Origin of the sequence: Albimonas pacifica (assembly GCF_900113695.1) — a bacterium.
Classification (GTDB): Bacteria; Pseudomonadota; Alphaproteobacteria; order Rhodobacterales; family Rhodobacteraceae; genus Albimonas; species Albimonas pacifica.
On sequence record NZ_FOQH01000010.1, the window covers coordinates 12,745 to 29,661 of the forward strand.

Annotated in this window: 21 protein-coding genes; 18 read left to right on the plus strand and 3 right to left on the minus strand. The window is 68.0% G+C overall.

Annotated features, from left to right (window positions below; genetic code table 11):
* The first annotated feature begins 3 nt into the window (after positions 1 to 3).
* The 6 genes from BM064_RS20350 to BM064_RS20375 all read left to right on the plus strand — a co-directional run bounded on the left by BM064_RS20350 (position 4) and on the right by BM064_RS20375 (position 5,796).
* Entirely contained in the window at positions 4 to 309 is a 306-nt protein-coding gene (locus BM064_RS20350) for a hypothetical protein (RefSeq protein WP_177236344.1), read from the plus strand.
* Positions 306 to 1,724, plus strand: coding sequence for a phage terminase large subunit (locus tag BM064_RS20355; RefSeq protein ID WP_092863075.1), 1,419 nt, complete (start codon positions 306 to 308; stop codon positions 1,722 to 1,724). Before BM064_RS20350 ends, BM064_RS20355 begins: the two co-directional genes overlap by 4 nt.
* Before the next feature lie 26 nt (positions 1,725 to 1,750).
* Positions 1,751 to 3,580 (plus strand): portal protein, encoded by a 1,830-nt coding sequence (locus BM064_RS20360; protein ID WP_143103397.1) that lies wholly within the window; start codon positions 1,751 to 1,753, stop codon positions 3,578 to 3,580.
* Positions 3,580 to 3,786 carry a hypothetical protein gene (locus BM064_RS20365; RefSeq protein WP_092863080.1) on the plus strand — a complete coding sequence of 69 codons (207 nt, stop codon included), beginning with the start codon at positions 3,580 to 3,582 and terminating at the stop codon, positions 3,784 to 3,786. The genes BM064_RS20360 and BM064_RS20365 overlap by 1 nt, the downstream gene beginning before the upstream one ends.
* Before the next feature lie 124 nt (positions 3,787 to 3,910).
* The gene (locus tag BM064_RS20370) at positions 3,911 to 4,681 is read left to right on the plus strand and encodes a hypothetical protein (protein WP_092863084.1); all 771 of its coding nucleotides are present in this window, start codon (positions 3,911 to 3,913) and stop codon (positions 4,679 to 4,681) included.
* A gap of 26 nt (positions 4,682 to 4,707) precedes the next feature.
* Entirely contained in the window at positions 4,708 to 5,796 is a 1,089-nt protein-coding gene (locus tag BM064_RS20375; RefSeq protein WP_092863087.1) for a phage capsid family protein, read from the plus strand.
* A 5-nt stretch (positions 5,797 to 5,801) separates the two neighbouring features.
* Here BM064_RS20375 and BM064_RS28510 read toward each other — a convergent pair whose 3' ends face one another.
* Together BM064_RS28510 and BM064_RS28515 are read right to left on the minus strand one after the other, a co-directional pair.
* Entirely contained in the window at positions 5,802 to 6,131 is a 330-nt protein-coding gene (locus BM064_RS28510) for an HNH endonuclease (protein ID WP_092863090.1), read from the minus strand.
* An 18-nt stretch (positions 6,132 to 6,149) separates the two neighbouring features.
* Positions 6,150 to 6,350, minus strand: a complete 201-nt coding sequence (locus tag BM064_RS28515; RefSeq protein ID WP_092863093.1) for an NUMOD4 domain-containing protein — start codon at positions 6,348 to 6,350, stop codon at positions 6,150 to 6,152.
* Between the two features lie 46 nt (positions 6,351 to 6,396).
* Between BM064_RS28515 and BM064_RS20390 the strand changes: the two genes are divergently transcribed.
* From BM064_RS20390 to BM064_RS20440, 11 genes are read left to right on the plus strand one after another with little or no spacing between them, the layout of a single operon-like run.
* On the plus strand, positions 6,397 to 6,876 hold the full coding sequence (locus tag BM064_RS20390) for a hypothetical protein (protein WP_092863096.1): 480 nt from the start codon (positions 6,397 to 6,399) through the stop codon (positions 6,874 to 6,876).
* A gap of 50 nt (positions 6,877 to 6,926) precedes the next feature.
* Positions 6,927 to 7,238 carry a hypothetical protein gene (locus tag BM064_RS20395; protein WP_092863099.1) on the plus strand — a complete coding sequence of 104 codons (312 nt, stop codon included), beginning with the start codon at positions 6,927 to 6,929 and terminating at the stop codon, positions 7,236 to 7,238.
* The gene (locus tag BM064_RS20400) at positions 7,225 to 7,557 is read left to right on the plus strand and encodes a hypothetical protein (protein WP_092863102.1); all 333 of its coding nucleotides are present in this window, start codon (positions 7,225 to 7,227) and stop codon (positions 7,555 to 7,557) included. The genes BM064_RS20395 and BM064_RS20400 overlap by 14 nt, the downstream gene beginning before the upstream one ends.
* Positions 7,557 to 8,795, plus strand: a complete 1,239-nt coding sequence (locus tag BM064_RS20405; protein ID WP_092863105.1) for an LPD23 domain-containing protein — start codon at positions 7,557 to 7,559, stop codon at positions 8,793 to 8,795. The genes BM064_RS20400 and BM064_RS20405 overlap by 1 nt, the downstream gene beginning before the upstream one ends.
* Positions 8,795 to 10,147, plus strand: a complete 1,353-nt coding sequence (locus tag BM064_RS20410; RefSeq protein ID WP_092863108.1) for a packaged DNA stabilization protein — start codon at positions 8,795 to 8,797, stop codon at positions 10,145 to 10,147. The genes BM064_RS20405 and BM064_RS20410 overlap by 1 nt, the downstream gene beginning before the upstream one ends.
* The gene (locus tag BM064_RS20415; protein WP_092863111.1) at positions 10,144 to 10,446 is read left to right on the plus strand and encodes a hypothetical protein; all 303 of its coding nucleotides are present in this window, start codon (positions 10,144 to 10,146) and stop codon (positions 10,444 to 10,446) included. Before BM064_RS20410 ends, BM064_RS20415 begins: the two co-directional genes overlap by 4 nt.
* Positions 10,443 to 10,769, plus strand: a complete 327-nt coding sequence (locus BM064_RS20420; RefSeq protein ID WP_092863114.1) for a hypothetical protein — start codon at positions 10,443 to 10,445, stop codon at positions 10,767 to 10,769. Before BM064_RS20415 ends, BM064_RS20420 begins: the two co-directional genes overlap by 4 nt.
* Entirely contained in the window at positions 10,766 to 11,191 is a 426-nt protein-coding gene (locus BM064_RS20425) for a hypothetical protein (protein ID WP_092863117.1), read from the plus strand. The genes BM064_RS20420 and BM064_RS20425 overlap by 4 nt, the downstream gene beginning before the upstream one ends.
* Positions 11,188 to 11,592, plus strand: a complete 405-nt coding sequence (locus BM064_RS20430) for a hypothetical protein (RefSeq protein WP_092863120.1) — start codon at positions 11,188 to 11,190, stop codon at positions 11,590 to 11,592. Before BM064_RS20425 ends, BM064_RS20430 begins: the two co-directional genes overlap by 4 nt.
* On the plus strand, positions 11,585 to 12,541 hold the full coding sequence (locus BM064_RS20435) for a hypothetical protein (protein WP_092863123.1): 957 nt from the start codon (positions 11,585 to 11,587) through the stop codon (positions 12,539 to 12,541). The genes BM064_RS20430 and BM064_RS20435 overlap by 8 nt, the downstream gene beginning before the upstream one ends.
* A 1-nt stretch (position 12,542) precedes the next feature.
* Positions 12,543 to 13,826: a hypothetical protein gene (locus BM064_RS20440; RefSeq protein WP_092863126.1), complete on the plus strand. Its 1,284-nt coding sequence runs from the start codon at positions 12,543 to 12,545 to the stop codon at positions 13,824 to 13,826.
* Here BM064_RS20440 and BM064_RS27595 read toward each other — a convergent pair.
* Positions 13,816 to 13,956, minus strand: coding sequence for a hypothetical protein (locus BM064_RS27595; RefSeq protein ID WP_177236345.1), 141 nt, complete (start codon positions 13,954 to 13,956; stop codon positions 13,816 to 13,818). The genes BM064_RS20440 and BM064_RS27595 overlap by 11 nt on opposite strands.
* A gap of 58 nt (positions 13,957 to 14,014) precedes the next feature.
* On the opposite strand from BM064_RS27595, the gene BM064_RS20450 reads away from it, so the two are divergent.
* Positions 14,015 to 16,591, plus strand: coding sequence for a TIGR02594 family protein (locus BM064_RS20450; RefSeq protein WP_092863132.1), 2,577 nt, complete (start codon positions 14,015 to 14,017; stop codon positions 16,589 to 16,591).
* Positions 16,592 to 16,917: the final 326 nt, after the last annotated feature.

Consider the following 16,917-nt stretch of genomic DNA (forward strand, 5'->3'; position numbering starts at 1 on the left):
AAGTTGACCCGACATGGCGGACACAGGGCCGGCGCGGGTCGGCCCAAGGGCGCGACGAACCAGAAGACCAGGCAGCGGCGTGAAGCGGCCAACGGTGAAGGCATTACGCCGCTTGAATATATGCTGAAGGTCATGCGGGACGAGGCCGCCGAGCAGTCTGAGCGCATGGACGCGGCCAAGGCTGCGGCGCCCTACGTTCACGCCCGCCTCGCGGCCATCGAGCACACCGGCGAGATGGTCCAGCGCGTCGTTTCCGAGAAGCCGATGACCGCGGACGAGTGGGCGGAGCGGCACGCGGACGAGGGATGAGAACCGAAACCGTCTGGGCGCCGCAAGCCGGGCCGCAGCACGCGCTCATGGAATGCCCGCTTCCGCTGGTGTTCTTCGGCGGGGCTCGCGGCGGCGGGAAGACGGACGGGATGCTCGGGAAGTGGGCCGCGAAGGAGGCCCGATACGGCGAGGGCTTCAACGCGATCATGTTCCGGCGGACGACGGTTTCGTCCGAGGACGCCATCGAGCGGAGCAAGCAGCTCTTCCTCCCGCTGGGGTGGAAATACAACGAGAGCAAGCTGTCGTGGCGCGGCCCGAGCGGCGGGCGCATCGCCTTCCGCTACCTCGACAAGGTGACGGACGCCGACGAGTGGCAGGGGCGAAACCTCAGCGACGCATGGATAGAGGAGGCCGGGCAATACGCATCGCCGGCTCCCATCGACAAGCTGTTCGGCGTGCTGCGCTCGGCTGGAGGTGTGCCGATCCAGATGGTCCTTTCGGCCAACCCTGGCGGCCCTGGGCAGACGTGGATCAGGGATCGGTTCGGGCTTCACCCGTTCCCGAGGAAGCCGGCGCTTCGCCGGGTGAAGATCAACGAGGGCGAGATCGACGCGGCGGTGATCCCGTCGCGCATCACGGACAACAAGGCGCTCCTGGCGGCAGACCCCGGATACGTCGACCGGCTCAAGATGGTCGGCGCGGCCGAGCTGGTGCGCGCTTGGCTGGATGGCGACTGGAGCGCCATTGACGGAGCCTTCTTCGCCGAGTGGGACGAAAAACGGCACGTTCTGCCGCGCTGGAGCCCGCCGGAAGATTGGATGCGGTTCCGGTCTATGGACTGGGGCTTCGCGGCGCCCTTCTCGGTCGGCTGGTGGGCGGTGGCGAGTGACGATACGCAGTTCGGCGGGCAGACGATCCCGCGGGGCGCGATGGTTCGATACCGCGAGTGGTATGGCGCGACCAAGCCGAACGTCGGTCTCCGCATGACGGCCGAAGAGGTCGCGGACGGCATCAAGGAGCGCGAGAAGGGCGAGCGCATGTCCTACGGGGTGATCGACCCCGCGGCCTTCGCCGAGGACGGCGGCCCTTCCATCGCGCAACGGATGATCCTTCGGGGCGTCCACTGGAAGCGCGGCGACAACAAGCGCGTCGCTGGGCGCGGACATATGGGCGGCTGGGATCTGATGAGGTCCCGCCTCCGCGGCCAGGACGGGCGGCCCATGCTCTTCGTGACCGAAGCCTGCCGGGATTTCATTCGAACCGTCCCGACGCTGCAACACGACCCGAACCGGGCGGAAGACCTCGACACCGACGCTGAAGACCATGCGGCAGACGAAGCGCGCTACGGCGTGTCTTCCCGCCCGTGGATCGCGACGCGCGAGACGGTCGACCGGACGACACGCGATTACACCGACCCGGACGACGAGGGGGGCGACGATTGGAAGACGCTGTGACCCCCGCGAAGGCGAAGCCTGACGCCGTGAAGCTGGAGGAGGCCAAGCGCCTCTTTCTCGAAAGCGAGACGGCGACGCAGCACGCCCGCGACCTGGCGCAGCGCGACCGGGACTACTACGACAACTGGCAGCTCACGGACTCGGAGATCGCCACGCTGCGGGCGCGAGGACAGCCGCCGGTCGTCATCAACCGCATCAAGCGGAAGGTGGATTGGCTGCGCGGGCTGGAGGCGCAGAAGCGCACCGATCCTCGGGCCTTCCCTCGCACGCCGCAGCACGAGCGGGATGCCGAGTCCGCGACGGATAGCATCAAGTTCGTCTGCGACTCCGACGACTTCGACGGCAAGGCGTCCTCGGTCTTCGAAAACATGCTGGTGGAGGGCTTCGGCGGGATCGAGGTCTCGCACCGGGTCGCCCGTGATGCGCAGGGCAACGAGCGGGTGGATGTCGCGCTGAAGCGCTGGCCGTGGGATCGCCTGTTCTTCGACCCGCACTCCCGCGAGCCGGATTTCAGCGACGCCCGCTATCTCGGCGGCGTCATCTGGCAGGATCTGGACGAGGTGAAGGCGGCCTATCCCCAGGCCGCGGCCGATCTGGACGGAAACCTGCGCGGTGAGGTCGGCGACACCTACGACGACCGGCCGAAGTGGGTCACCTACGTGTCCAGCGACCGCGCCCGCGTCCGGGTCGTGCTGCTGTGGCGCAAGGTCAAGGGCGTGTGGAGCTACACCCTGTTCTGCGGCGGGGCCGTGCTGGAGGAGGGCGATAGCCCTTACATGGACGAGGACGGGAACAGCACCTGCCCGCTGATCCTTCAGAGCACCTACGTCGACCGCGAAAACCGGCGCTACGGCATCGTCCGCGAGATGATCGACGTGCAGGACGAGATCAACAAGCGCCGCTCCAAGGCCCTGCACCTGCTGACGCAGCGCCAGACCTTCGGGCGCAAGGGCGTGATCGACAGCGTCTCTGCCCTGAAGCGAGAGATGGCGCGGCCAGATGGCCATGTAGAGTTTTTGGACGGGGTCTACGGCCAAGACTTCGGCATGCTGAACACGACGGACCTGGCCTCGGGTCAGCTCCAGCTCCTCCAGGAGGCCAAGAACGAAATCGACGGCATGCAGGCGTCGGGCGCGCTGTCCGGCGACACCGGCGAGAGCACGTCGGGCCGCGCCGTCCTCGCCCGCCAGCAGGGCGCCATGGTCGAGCTGGCCCCGATCTTCGACCGCTACCAGTCGTGGAAAAAGCGGGTCTACCGCGCGATCTGGAACCGCATCCGGCAGTTCTGGACCGAAGAGCGGTGGATCAGGGTCACGGACGACGAGCGCAATATCCGGTGGGTGGGCATCAACCAGCCGATCACGCTGGCCGACGCGCTGCGGGAGATGCCGGAGGAAGAGGCCATCATGCAGGCCCGCGCCCTCGGGCTGGTTCCGGATGATCCTCGCCTCGGCATGGTCGTGGGCGTCAAGCAGGAGGTCGCCGGGCTCGACGTTGATATCATCCTCGACGAGGTTCCCGACGCGCTGACGCTCCAGGGCGAGACCTTCGAGGCCATCGCGAACCTCGCGACCTCGGGCATGGTCCCGATCCCGCCGGAAATGATCGTGGAACTGGCCCCCGGCCTGCGCCGCGACCGCAAGGACAAGCTCCTGGAGCTGATCCAGCAGCGGCAGGAGATGGAGGCGCAGGCCCAGCAGCAGGGCGCGCCGCTGGCCGAGCGCGAGGCCGTCGCCAAGATCGAGAAAGACGAGAGCATCGCGCTCAAGAACGTGGCCGACGCGCAGGCGAAGGCGCGCGAGGGCGTGCAGGCCATTCCGCAGTTCGTGCCGGGCGGCAACGTCGCGGCGGGCTGATGGTCAGCCTTGAAGCGATCCTAGGCGACGCACCGGCCATCAAGCCGGTGCGCATCACCCGAATGCAGACCCACGCAGAGCGGGAAGCCTATGCCGCCGAGGCGCGGGCTCAGATGGACCTGATCGACCAGATGCCGGCGACCCATCGCCGGCTCATTCATGAGCACGGCTTGGTCCGCGCCCTGCACATCATCACGGGCTTCTGAGCCCCGGCGGTAGAGCCCCCGGCTCCCGCACAGGAACCCCGGTCGCCGCGGGAAAACGGGCGGAGCGTGTCGCCGACGATACGGGCGGTTCGTGCAGCTTCCGACGAGACGGGAAGGCAATCCAATGAGCGATGTGAACCTTGCGGACGTGCTGGGCAGCCAGCGCGAACCCGAACCCATGCCCGACCCCGTGGGCGAGCAGCAGCCGGCCGACGCGCCGGAAGCCACTGCGTCCGAGGGGCAGGAACCTGTGCAGGAGCAGGCGAAGGAGCCGGAACCGGCCCCCGAGCCCGCAAAAGAGCCGGAAGCCAAGCCCGAGAAGGCCGAGCAGTCCGTTCCCCTCGCCGCCATGCTGGCGGAACGGGATCGGGCGCGCGACCTCGAAGCGCGGCTGAAGGCGATGGAGGCCGAGCGTCAGCCGAAGCAGCCGGAAAAGAGCCCGGACGTCTTCGATGACCCCGACGCCTACACCAAGCACATGCAGGCCCAGATCCGACAGGCCACGGACAACGTGCGCCTCGACGTTTCGGAGCAGGCAGCCCGTTCCCAGTTCGGCGACGACGCGGTGGAAGCCGCGTTCAACGCCATCGCCGCGAACGGGCAGGTGGCCGACCGGGCCGCGTATCAGGCCATCATGGCCGAGCGCAGCCCCTACCACGCCCTCGTGAAATGGCACCAGAAGACCGAGGCCATGAAGGAGATCGGGGAAGACCCGAACGCGTGGAAGACTGCCCAGCGGGAAGCGATCCGCAAGGAGATCGAAGCCGAGATGGCGGCGAAGCAGGTTCGGCAGCAGCCGGCGCCTCCTCCGTCGCTCGCGGACCAGACGAGCGTCGGCAGCGCGGCGGGAGCCCCGACCGCGCGACCCAGCCTGAGCAGCATCATCGGGCGCTGACGCTCCTTCCCTAGGAGCACTACATCATGGCTGACACCCGTGCAGCGACCGGGCTTACCGTCCAGCAGTGGGACGATAAGTTCTTCTCCGAGTATTTCCAGGAGAACCGTTTCAAGAGCGAAATGGGGACCTCGGAGAACTCGGTCATCCAGGTCAAGGAAGACCTGACCGGCAAGAAGGGCTCGGCGGTCACGTTCGCCCTTCTGTCCCGCCTGACCGGCGATGGCGTCACCGGCACGCAGCGGCTGGTGGGGAACGAGGAGGCCCTCGGGTCTCGCTCCTACCCGCTGACCGTGACCGTGCGCCGGCACGGCGTCGTGGTCCCGGAGCAGGAGCAGCAGTATTCCGCCATCGACCTGCGGAACGCCGCCCGCTCCGCGCTCATGGACTGGGCGCAGGAGGACACCCGTGATCGCATCATCCAGGCGATGATGTCGATCAACGACGTGGCCTACGCCTCGGCGTCGGAGGCGCAGAAGGACGCCTGGCTGGCGGACAACGCCGACCGCGTGCTCTTCGGCGCGGCGAAGTCGAACAACTCCGGCAACGACCACTCGGCGTCGCTGGCGAACATCGACGGGACCACCGACGTGCTGACCGCAGGCGCCCTGTCGCTGATGAAGCGCATGGCCCTGACCGCCTCGCCGAAGATCCGGCCCATCCGTTCGGAGCAGTCCGGCCGCCGGTTCTACGTCTGCTACGTGACCCCGCTCCATATGCGGGACCTGAAGGCGGACGACACCATCATCAACGCCCAGAAGGACGTCTCGCTGCGTATGCAGAACGAGAAACTGTTCATGGGCGGAGATGTCGAGTGGGACGGGATCATCGTCAAGGAGATCGACGATATCCCGGTGATCGAGGGTGTCGGCGCGGGCGACATCGACGTGGCCCCGGCGTTCTTCTGCGGCGCGCAGGCCCTGGGCTACGGAATCGTCAGCCGCTGGCGGTCGATCCAGTCCAAGGAAGACGACTACGGCGACAAGCCCGGCATCGGCATCAAGGAGTTCGGCAACTTCGCGAAATTGCGATTTGGGGCTGGGTCTGATGACACTGACGACCCGAAGGATCACGGTCTACTGACTGGTTATTTCGCAAACGTCGCGGATTCCTGATATCACTACTTAGCGCTGGCCGGGTCTTCGTGGTCTGGCCAGCGCTTGTTGTTGATTATCCGTGAGACATGCCCCCGGGCTATGCCGATTTTCTGAGATATCGCGGCATGGGTCATGCCTTCAGAGCGGTGAAGCCGCCGGATCTCGCGAACGGTATCCCAGTCGAGGATGGAGAGATGGTGTCGCTCCCCGCGCACCGTGCTCTTGTTCGCGACGCGCCCAAGCTCGGCGTATGCGTGCCTATGGTTCTCGCTCTGGGTGACTGCCTCCAGGTTCTCCAGTCGATTGTCCAGTGGGCACCCATTTTTGTGGTTGATCACCAACTTGGGCTGGATCGGACCGACAAATGCCCCCTACACCAGTCGGTGGGCGAGATGTCGCCGAGCCTTGGAGTTTTGGCAAAGGCAGAACTGCACGTAGCCTTTGTTGTTTATCTGAGGGCGCAACAAACGACCAACCTTCGCGCCATGCCCGCCACGAGTTCGGCGGACACGGCCATCGTCCGAGACTTCATAGCAAGTCTCAAATCCGAGTACGGGCTTCCAATTATCCATGCTCCAAACATGGGTAGCGAAGTTCTATATTCAAGGAGAAACGGTCATGGCCGTTGAGAACCTGACGGCGACGCGCCGTCATCCCATCGCGATGACGACCGCCAACGCGAACCAGGTCCCCAAGGACGCCAACATGGTGGCGGTGTGCAGCACCGTCGAAGTCACGGCCGCCGCCTCGGCGACGTCGACCTACACCATGGGCCGCGTGGCCTCGGCGGCGCGCATCATGCCGCTGTCGACGCTCTACTGGGACGATCTGGCCTCGACCGGCGCGCCGACGCTGGACATCGGCTTCGCTGCGGACCCGGACGCGCTGAACGACGGGCTGGACGCGGCTACGGCCGCCAGCTCGGCGGGCGTCTTCAAGGCGGCCAACATCGCCAACGTCGGCCTTCCGGCGTGGCAGCTCGCCGGCCTGTCCTCGGACCCCGGCGGCTTCCTCGACGTGATCGTGACGCTGGCCGACGCGGACGCGAACACGGGCGGCACCCTGTCCATGGTGCTGATCTACACCGTCGACAACTGAGCAGCGGGGCGGGGCTTCGGTCCCGCCCTCCTTTTCGCAGGAGGCATCCCATGAAGGCGCGCTTCATCGGCAACGGCCAGAACGACCCCGAGGCGCTGACCTGGGGCGGCGTGACGTTCCCCCTCGGCGAGGCCGTGGAGGTCCCCGAGGCGCTGGCTGGCCGCATCGCGGGCAATTCGCACTTCGAGGTGGTGGGCGACGAAGACGGCGACGGGGACGTGGACCGCGACGATCTGCGCGCCACCGCCGAGGGGCTGGGAATCGAGGTGGACGGCCGCTGGGGCGAAACCCGGCTGAAGCGCGAGATCAAAGCGGCGGAGAAGAAGGCCGCCAAGGACGCCGAAGACGATGGCGAAGAGTGAGCTGGACGTCGCCACGCGGGCGCTGCGGCTGATCGCCGTTGCGGACGTGTCGGAAGACCCCTCCGCCGAAGATGCGCTCGTCGCGACCGAGACGTATGCCGCGCTGCTGGAAGAGCTGTCCGAAGACCACGGCATGGCTTTCGAATGGGCGGCGTCGGCGACCCCGGATCGGCTCTGGCTGAACCTCGCCGGACTGGTGGCGGAGCGCATCGCACCGATCTTCGGCCGGGCCTACGACGGTCGGCGCGACATGGCCCGGCTTCGGGCGCAGGTCTTCCCCGACGACCGGGTGGAGCCCGTGCAGGTGGAGCACTTCTGATGCCGCTGGAGAACGCCCTTGGCGCGCTGCGCGACCTGACGGACGCGGCTTCCGAGCGCTGGAACGCGCTGATGGAGGCCGTGCCCACGGGCGCCGAGCGCAGGGCGTGGCTGGACCGACAGGATGCGGCCCTGACGGACGCGGTGCGCTACTACGGCGGGCCGGCGGCGGAACCTGCGCTGAATGCGCTGACGCTGGCGGGCGAAATGAGCGACGCGGCAGACGTGCGGGACTACTACGACTACGGCGGCCGGGCCGCGAACGCGCTGATGCAGGGCGACCTCTGGCAGGGCGCGCAGGACGCGGCTCAGGCCGGGGCTGCGGGGCTGGCCTCCTTCATGCCTGGCGTCAGCGCCTCGGGGCTCCAGGCCGGCACAGGAGCGGCCCTGGGCATCTTCGCAGGGGTGAAGGCGGCGAACGCGCCGACCGACATGCTGCGGCGGGCCGAGGAGATGACCGCGGCGGGGGCGAACCGGGACGACGTGTGGCGTGAGACCGGATGGTTCCAAGGCGTGGATGGGAAGTGGCGCTGGGAGATCGAAGACAGCGACGCTTTCCTTGAGAGCCCCGCGAACGCGCCGGAGGGGTTCCAGCGACTTCAGCATGACGATCTTCAGGACGCCTATCCTGAGATGTGGGCCAAGACGCAGCAGAGCATCTCGGATCGTCCGATTTCGGGGCAGATGGAAGGGGCCGCGGGCTACTACCAGCCCGATATCGGCGCGGTGGTGGTTGGTCAGCCGAATGCGCAGGCTCGCCGCTCGACGGCGCTGCACGAGTTCCAGCACGCGGTTCAGCAGCAGGAAGGGTTTGCCAGCGGAAGCAGCCGTTCCGCCGCTGAGCGCGACATGCGGCTTGCTCAAGAGGCTGATCTTGCTGCTTTCCGGGAGCGGAACCCGTCGCTTGCGAGCCTGCTGAACGCCAGGGACCGGGCCGCGGAGTCGCTGGCCGAGCGGTATGGCCCCAACTTCTCGGATGTCGCCCCGGAACAGGATCTGAGGATCTGGGAAAACCTTCTGGAGAAGGTCGAGCGTCACCCGAAATTTGACGAATATTGGAAGATCGAGACCGCTTCTGTCGGAGATCCCTTGGATCTGTATCGCCGCACCGCAGGCGAAGTCGAAGCCCGTAACGTCCAGGCCCGCCGCAACTTCGCCCCCGAGTATCGCCGCGAGACGCCCCCGTGGGCGACGCAGGACGTTCCCGATGACGAGCAGATCGTCAGGATGCTGCGCTGATGCCCCTTCTCGCCTTCGCCCGCCAGAGTGCCGGGACCGAGTTCGCGGAATACTCTGGCGAGCGCCTTCTGAACTTCTTCGCCGAGCCATTCCCCGACGCCGGGACCGGCCGCCTGATCCTCGCCCCTTCCCCCGGCTTGACCGCTTTCGCCAACCTCTCCACCGGTCCGGTGCGCGACATCTACGTGCAGGCCGGCATCGCCTACGCCGCGAGCGACGGCAGCCTCTACCGCATCCGCTCCGGCGGGGCCGTGACGAACCTCGGCGCCATCGTGGACGATCCGACGACGACCATCACCGGGAACGGCTTCGACGTCGCGGTGGCGGCTGGCGGCAACTACTACGTCTACAACATTGCGGACGAGACGCTGGCCGAGGTGGCGCCCGGGGTCTTCAACAGGACCGAGAGCGTCACCCGGCTGGACAACTACATCATCCTGAGCGAGCGCGGGGGGCAGCGGTTCGCCATCACGGCGCTGGCGGACGCGAGCACGATCGATGCACTGGACTTCGCCTCGGCCGAGAGCGCGCCGGACGACGTGGTGCGGGTCCACGCCGACCACTCCGAGTTGTGGTTCTTCGGGACCGAGACGGTGGAGGTCTTCGGCAACACCGGGAACGCGGACTTCCCGTTCCAGCGCCTGAGCGGCGGCGTGATCGAGCGCGGCTGCGCCTTCGGGGGCTCCGTGGCGAGCGACGACAACTCGGTTTTCTGGGTAGGGGACGACCGGCTCTGCTACCGGGCGCAGGGCTACACGCCTTCGGTCATCTCGACGCCGCCCGTCTCCCGCGCGCTCCAGGAGACTGAGGGAGATATCTACGGCTTCACCTTCACCTGGCGCGGCCACAAGAGCTACTGCCTGCGGTTCAGCGACCGGCCGGCGTGGATCTACGACATCGCCACGAACCTGTGGCACGAGCGCGCCACGGGCACGGAAGCCCCGCGCTGGATGGCGCTCTGCGCAGCCCGGTTCGGGTCGGAGACGCTGATCGGTGGGCGCGACGGCACGGTCTACACTCTCGGCGGGGTGACGGACGGCGGCACGGCGATGCTGCGCGAGGCGATTTCCCTGCCGCTGGAGAACGGCGGGGATCGCTTCAGCCTTCACGAGCTGGAGCTGTCCTTCAAGACGGGCGCCACGGACTTCGACGACGCAACGGCCGTGCTCCAGATCAGCAAGGACGGGCGGGAATGGGGCCTTGAGCGGGAGCGACCGCTGGGCAGCATCGGCAACTACCTGAAGCGGGTCCGCTGGCACGGGCTCGGGAACGCCCGGCAGTTCCGGGCCAGGGTTCGGATCACGGACCCCATCGACGTGGCGATCTACGGGGCGAAGGTGAGGGCGGGATGACGACCCTGATGCTCCCGCCGATCCCTTACCAGTGGCGCGGCGACCGGGACATTCTGGCGTTCGTGAACGGGCTGGTTCTGGCGGTCGGCGGGCCGGGGACCATCGTCACGCCGGGAGATGGCGACAACGCCCTCGCGCCGACCTCGGTCCCTTTCTACGTAGCCGCCTCCCTCGCCCCTGTTTCGGTCGCCGCTGCGGCTGTTGAAATCCAGCCCGTTGCGCCCCCCAGCCGCGACGGCGCTCCTCTTGATCCCGTGGCCTCCTGCGGCTGCGACAACGGCGGATTGGAGCCGGTATGAGCAAGGTTCTCCTCTACGCGGGCCAGCCCTCGGACTCGCTCGGGACCATCGTCGCTTCGGCGGACGTAACCCGGACCATCGACGCGGCGACGGTCTGCAACCCCACGGCTTCGGCGGCGACCCTGACGCTGCACATCGTGGCGAGCGGGGGCACGGCCTCCGCCGCGGACAAGCTGTATCACGAGCTGTCGGTGGACGCCGGAGCGACGGTCCCGCTCACGGGGCTGGTGAACCAGTGCCTGGCGCGCGGAGCGACGGTGCAGGCCGTGGCCGGGACGGCTTCGGCGCTGACGCTGACGATCAGCGGGCGCACGCAGGGATGACGACCATCGCCTATCGCGACGGGGTGATGGTCGCGGACACGGGCTGCTGGGACGGCGACACCTATGTCGGAGAGGTCGTGAAGGCGATCCGAACGTCGGCGGGTGCTCTTGTCGGCGTCTCTGGCAGCGCGGCCGATGCGGGCCGTGTGTTCGCATGGGCGGAGGGAGGCGCGGACGGCCCGCTCGAGATCAAGAACGGAACAGAGGCGCTGCTTGTGTCTCCGGAGGGGGCGATCAGCTTCATTGAGACCGAGGGGCGTCCCGTTCCGATCAAGACTGAGTTCGCGGCGACCGGCTCCGGGACAACTATCGCCATCGGAGCCATGGCCGCTGGCGCGAGTGCGGAGCGGGCGGTCGAGATCGCGGCGCAGCGGGACGCGCACACCCGCGGGCCGTTCACGGTTCTGAGGCTGGCCCGATGACCATCCGCCGCGCGACCGCCGAAGACCTGCCGCGCATCGTGGAGATGGGGCGGGAGAACTATCGACGCGTCGTCGGCGCAAGCGGCTTCGACCCGGAGGCGACTGCCGCCACGGTCGCGCGCATGATCGCCTCCGAAAGCGGGATCGTTCTCGTGTCTGACGGGGGCATGATCGGGGCCATCCTGACGCCGCACTGGTCCGCCCCATCTCGGATGCAGGCCATCGAAACGTTCTGGTTCGCCGAAGACGGCTCCGGGCTGGCCCTTCTCCGTTCAATGGCTGCGGAGGCGCGAGCGCGTGGCGCGGCTGAAATTCGGTTCACTGCCCGCCACTCGGTGGCGATGACTCGCCTCGGCTATGAGCCTGTCGAAATGATTTATCGGGAGCGTCTCGATGTGTGACCCTATCACTGCGATCTCCCTCGGGTCGGCAGCCGCCTCCGGCGTCACCGGGATCATAGGGGCAAACAAGGCGGCCGATGCGCAGAAAGACGCGGCAGACGCCTCCGCGGCGCTTCAGAAGTACATGTATGACCAGACCCGCGAGGACTACGGTCCCTACCGCGAGGCGGGATACGATGCCCTCGGCGCGCTGGCGTTCGAGCTGGGGCTTGGCCCGCGGCCCGGCTCTGTTGGCGGCGGCGGCGCAGACCTGAACATCGAGCGCATCCCCGGAACGCGGCAGGGCGGCCCTGCCCAGCCTGCCGGCGGACGGCAGGGCGGGCCGGGCTACTATGAGACGCCCGACGGCGATTTCAAATACAGCGTGCAGGCGCGACCCGGCTACACGGCGCCCGGCGGGGCTGCGGTCGGCGGAGGCCGCACCAACCCGCTGTTCAAGGTCGGCGACATGACCTTCGCGGATCGCGCCTCGGCCCGGTCCTACATCAAGGACCAGAGGGGCGGCGGCACGGAATACCGCGGGTTCGAGGCGACGCCGGGCTACCAGTTCCAGCTTGAGCAGGGACAGCAGGCCATCGACCGCAGCGCGGCGGCCCGCGGCGGCCTGTTCTCCGGGGCCACGATGAAGGCCAGCCAGCGGTTCGGACAGGGCCTCGCGGCGCAGGAATACAACACCTACCTCAACCGCCTCGCCGCGCTGGCCGGGACGGGGCAAGCCGCGACGGGCGCCACGGCGAGCGCGGGTCAGGCTTCGGCCGCGAACACCGGGAACGCGCTGATGACCGCAGGACAGGCGCGGGCCAGCGGCTACAGCGGCATGGCGAACGCGCTGAGCGGCGGCGTGCAGAACGGGCTGGGGCTCTACGCGCTGAGCGGTGGGTTTGATGCGGATGGTGGCTCGTCTCTCGCCCCAAACTCCTCTCCCGTCCCTGTTCCGAGGCCCTCCTGACATGGCTGAAATCATGGTCCCCAACCTCGTCGGCGCGGTCTCGCAGGGCCTTCAGGCGCGCGAGCAGATGCAGACGGGGCAGGCCCGAAATCGTCTCGCCCAGATCGCCCAGACCGAGGGCGCAAGCTCCCCGGCCTTCACCAACGCCCTGATGGCCGTGGACCCCATCGCCGGGGCGCGGATGCAGGCCATGCAGGCGGAAACTCGGCAGGCCGCGTCCAAGGATGCTCGCCTGCGCTATTCGGCTCCGCTCTATATCATCGACAAACTGCCGCCCGACCGTCAGGCCGCGGCATATGGGTCCCTCTACAGCCGGGCGCAGCGTGATGGACTGGACCTTGCCGGGGTTCCCACTCCTGACCAGTATCAGCCCGGCATGGCCGGCATGCTCGCCGCCTATCTCTCCGGAGAGCAGCCCAAGGCGGCCGACCCGTGGGACGGCTACAAGGTCGTGGGCAACAGCGTGCTCGGCATGGGGGAGCGGGGTCCGGCGCCGGTGTGGACCGCGCCGAGGGCGCCGGAGAAGGACCCCATTGCCGAGCTGCGCGCGCGCGCAGATGAGGCCGGGCTTGTTCCTGGCTCCCCGGAATGGAGCGATTTCATGATCAACGGCGGCGTCCGCCGAACGCAGGAGGTCGTTGACAGCTTCCGACCGGCAACGGCGGAGGAGGCGGCGTCCTACGGGGCCGAGGCCGGCCAGATCAATGAGCGAACCGGGCGCTTCCACCCCGCCAACACCCGCGACGCCGCTACGTCCGAGGGCGAGCGCAAGGCGAAGGGCTTCCTTGACCGGATGGAGGCCGCCGAGAAAATTCTTCAGGGCTTCTACGGCCAAGGCTACACGACGCCCAGCATCGGAGAGCGCGCTCTGAACACCCTGCTTCCGGAGGGCTATGCCCTCGGCGAGGATGACCTTCAGGTGCGTCAGGCGCAGCGTGATTGGGTCCGGTCCAAGCTCCGCTTCGAATCCGGAGCCGTGATCGGTGATGAGGAGGCGGACGAAGAGATCCGCACCTACTTCCCGCAGCCCGGAGATGGGCCGGGCGTGATCCAGCAGAAGGCGCAGGCCCGCCAGCAGGCGATGGAGGCGATGCGCGCCGCCGCCGGTCGAGCCGGCGCGATGCGGAGTCCCGGCGCCCCAGATGCGCCCGCGCCACCTCAGGCCGCTGGCGGCTTCTCCGGCAACGTCGAGGAAATCCCGGTCGGCACGCGCCTGCGCAACCCGCAGGACCCGAGCCAGATCGTGGAATGGAACGGGACCAAGTTCGTCCGGGTCAACCCTTGAGGCGAAAAAAGTAGGTCAGCAGGCCGGCGCAGACCTGAGACAAGGCCCAGATCGGCCCCGTCCACAGCAGCATGAAGTCGGCGTCCTCGCTGGGCGGCACGACATACCACAGCACCCATAGGCCGAGCACGGCGGCGATCCCGCCGAGGTGGCACAGGTGCCGAAAGAAGTGAGGCCACGAGCGATTCATGGACCCTCAGCAGTTCAAAGGCTGGCAGATCATCCCCGCCAATATGGCGGCTGACGCTGCGCCCGACAACTACCCCGCCATCGATGCCGTTCGCGGCGAGGGCGCCGGCCGCGCCATGGCCGAAGGCCGGCGCACGACCGGCGGCGGCTACGGCCTGATGCACGAGGCTGTTGGCCCGGTGGCGGATGAGTTCCGGGCCGGCGTCGGCGCGCTGAACGATGCGGTGGTCTCGAACGTCAGGAGCTTGCTGGGCGGCCCGGAGGCTCCGGGCATTCGCGCCCTCTACGACGACTACCTCAAAATGGAGCGCGCCGAGCAGGACCGCGTGCGTGACGAGTATCCCGTCCTTTCGGTCATCATGAACGTCCTCGGCGGCGCGACCGCGGCTCCGGCGCGCGTCCTCGGCGCTGGCGCAAGCGCTGTCGGGGCGGCGACCCCGGCGGCCACGTCGGCGATTTCCCGCATCGGCCAAGGGGCCGCTGTCGGCGCGGGAACCGGCGCTGCGGCTGGCTTCGCTGAGGGCGAGGGCGGCGCCCTGAACCGGGCGGAGAGCGGTCTTGTCGGAGGGCTCTTCGGGGCCGGCGTTGGCGCGACCATTCCCGCGGTGGCCGAGGGCATCACCCGCGTCGCGCGTGGGCTGTCCTACGTTCGGGGGCTGAAGGGCGAGGGCGCTGTCCGGCGGGCCGAGGAGATGCTCACGGAGGCGATGCGCAAGGACGGCGTGTCCGCGTCCGACCTTCAGGCCATCGCGGACAGCGGCACGCCGTTCTCGCTGGCGGATCTGGGGCCGAACACCCGCGCCGTGGTTGCGGCCGCAGGTCGCAGAGGCGGTGCGGCGCGCGAGGGCTTCGAGGAGTTCTTCGAGGACCGTGCGAGGGGGCAATACGGTCGGATCAACCAGAACCTGGCCGAGAACCTCGGCGTGGATGGCCAGGACTTCGGAGCCACCGCCGCGGCCGTCTCTCAGCGTCGAGCCGCAGCGGCACGTCCGGGCTATGCGCGCGCCTACGCGCAGCCGGCGCCTGCGCTTTCCGAGAACGTCTCGACCATCCTCGAAACCCCGACCGGCCGGCGCGCTGTCGTCAGGGCCACGCGGATGATGCAGGACCGCCGCCGTCCGATCCGCGAGGATAATGGGCGATACACGGTTGAGATGCTGGACCAGATCCAGCGCGCGATGCGGGACATGGAAGGGGGCGCCCGCGGCGCGAGGGCCGGCGAGATGGCCGGCGGCATCGGCAACCTGCGGGACGAATTCCTGCGCGAGGTTCCCGACGACCTCCGCGCGGTCATGGCGACCTACCGATCCGAGAGCGAGCTTCTCGACGCGCTGGAGCAGGGCCGCCGCTTCCTTTCCGGCGACGGGGACGCGACCTCGGCGCTGGTGGAGGGCTACACCCCGGCCGAGCGCGACATGTTCCGCCTCGGCGCCGCGCGGGCCATTCGCGACCGCATGGGCAACAAGATCGACAGCGGCGACGTCTCGGGAATGTTCCAGAACCCGAACATGCGGGACCGCATCCGCGCGCTGTTCGACGGCAATGAGTTCGCCTTCGCCGACTTCATGGAGCGCACCCGGACGGAGCGCATCATGCAGGAGACGCGGAACGCGCTCCTCAAGGGGTCTCAGACGGCCGGCCGCCTCGCCGAGGATGATGCATTCACGTCCGGCATCCTGGGGGATGCTGCGGCCGATGTGGTGAGCGGAGGGGGAAGCTCAACCAGCCTTGTGAACGCCATCTGGAATGCGGGGTCAAAGGCCGCCGGCGGCGCCAAGGATCGGTTCCTTCAGGGCGTGAACGAGTCGGTTGGCGACGAAATCTTGCGTCGCGCTATCGACCCGAACATTGCCCGCGCGGGCACGTCCGTCGTTCCGGCGGGCAGCCCGGCCCTCCCGGCTCCGGCCGCTGCGAGGGCGCTCCCCGCAGCGTCTCCGGGCGCTCCCATCGCTGCGGGCGCCGCGGCTGGCGGCGGCATGACTGGAGGAGCGCAGGCCGAGCGGTTCAGGGGGTGGGAGGTCATCCCCGCGCAGGAGGCCGCCCCTGAAGTTGCGCCGGGGCCTCAATCCGCCCTCCCCTCTGAGGTAAAGGGCCATGTGGCTGACCTCCGGGATGCTACGCCTCCTCCTGTTCCGGTCGAGACCACCAGCCCGTTCAAGCTCGCGCAGGCTTTCGTCGGCATGAACGAAAACAAGGATGCGCGGGTCCTTTCCCAATTCATCAAGCGCGCCAGCGGCACGAAGCTGGACCCGGCGAAAACGGCGTGGTGCGCGGCCTTCGTCAACGCCATCCTGGGCGCCAGCGGTGGGGAAGGAACCGGCAGGCTGAACGCCCGGTCGTTCCTCGAATTCGGGACCAAGGCCGAGACGCCTCAGATCGGTGACGTGGCGGTCTTCTGGCGCGAGAGCCCGGAGAGCTGGAAAGGGCACGTCGGCTTCTATGCCGGCAAGGTGCGCAAGAACGGGCGCGACTACATCAAGGTGCTCGGCGGGAACCAAGGCGACAGCGTGAGTGAGGCCCTTTACCCAGCCGACCGGCTGCTTGACGTCCGCAGGCCGCCGCGCATTCGGGCGTGACGCCTACTCACTGAATTCACACGGGAATTCCCGGTGAAAGACCTCGATCATGGATAGCCTTGCGTTGTCGCCCCACCGGCTCGGATTTGCGCGAGCCCAGGTCGCGAATGCTTGGGCTCCGGCATCAATGGTGGGGATGTCTCCAGCGGTCAACATGCCAACCGGGGTCCTGCCGTAGCTGACACTTATGCAATTGGACTCCATCATCCACGAAATTCCGGCCACGACCCCCAGGCAATAAAAGGATATGGGGTCCGACCATTCGCCGCGGAGAGCGCCCTCGCATCCGAGCATTAGCGTCCGAACGGTATCCGCATCACCGCTTG

Coding starts and splice junctions, on each gene's coding strand:
- BM064_RS20355 (WP_092863075.1), top strand. CDS start 306: ATGAGAACCGAAACCGTCTGGGCGCCGCAAGCCGGGCCGCAGCACGCG.
- BM064_RS20365 (WP_092863080.1), top strand. CDS start 3,580: ATGGTCAGCCTTGAAGCGATCCTAGGCGACGCACCGGCCATCAAGCCG.
- BM064_RS20370 (WP_092863084.1), top strand. CDS start 3,911: ATGAGCGATGTGAACCTTGCGGACGTGCTGGGCAGCCAGCGCGAACCC.
- BM064_RS20375 (WP_092863087.1), top strand. CDS start 4,708: ATGGCTGACACCCGTGCAGCGACCGGGCTTACCGTCCAGCAGTGGGAC.
- BM064_RS28515 (WP_092863093.1), bottom strand. CDS start 6,350: ATGGATAATTGGAAGCCCGTACTCGGATTTGAGACTTGCTATGAAGTC.
- BM064_RS20390 (WP_092863096.1), top strand. CDS start 6,397: ATGGCCGTTGAGAACCTGACGGCGACGCGCCGTCATCCCATCGCGATG.
- BM064_RS20395 (WP_092863099.1), top strand. CDS start 6,927: ATGAAGGCGCGCTTCATCGGCAACGGCCAGAACGACCCCGAGGCGCTG.
- BM064_RS20400 (WP_092863102.1), top strand. CDS start 7,225: ATGGCGAAGAGTGAGCTGGACGTCGCCACGCGGGCGCTGCGGCTGATC.
- BM064_RS20405 (WP_092863105.1), top strand. CDS start 7,557: ATGCCGCTGGAGAACGCCCTTGGCGCGCTGCGCGACCTGACGGACGCG.
- BM064_RS20410 (WP_092863108.1), top strand. CDS start 8,795: ATGCCCCTTCTCGCCTTCGCCCGCCAGAGTGCCGGGACCGAGTTCGCG.
- BM064_RS20415 (WP_092863111.1), top strand. CDS start 10,144: ATGACGACCCTGATGCTCCCGCCGATCCCTTACCAGTGGCGCGGCGAC.
- BM064_RS20420 (WP_092863114.1), top strand. CDS start 10,443: ATGAGCAAGGTTCTCCTCTACGCGGGCCAGCCCTCGGACTCGCTCGGG.
- BM064_RS20425 (WP_092863117.1), top strand. CDS start 10,766: ATGACGACCATCGCCTATCGCGACGGGGTGATGGTCGCGGACACGGGC.
- BM064_RS20430 (WP_092863120.1), top strand. CDS start 11,188: ATGACCATCCGCCGCGCGACCGCCGAAGACCTGCCGCGCATCGTGGAG.
- BM064_RS20435 (WP_092863123.1), top strand. CDS start 11,585: ATGTGTGACCCTATCACTGCGATCTCCCTCGGGTCGGCAGCCGCCTCC.
- BM064_RS20440 (WP_092863126.1), top strand. CDS start 12,543: ATGGCTGAAATCATGGTCCCCAACCTCGTCGGCGCGGTCTCGCAGGGC.
- BM064_RS20450 (WP_092863132.1), top strand. CDS start 14,015: ATGGACCCTCAGCAGTTCAAAGGCTGGCAGATCATCCCCGCCAATATG.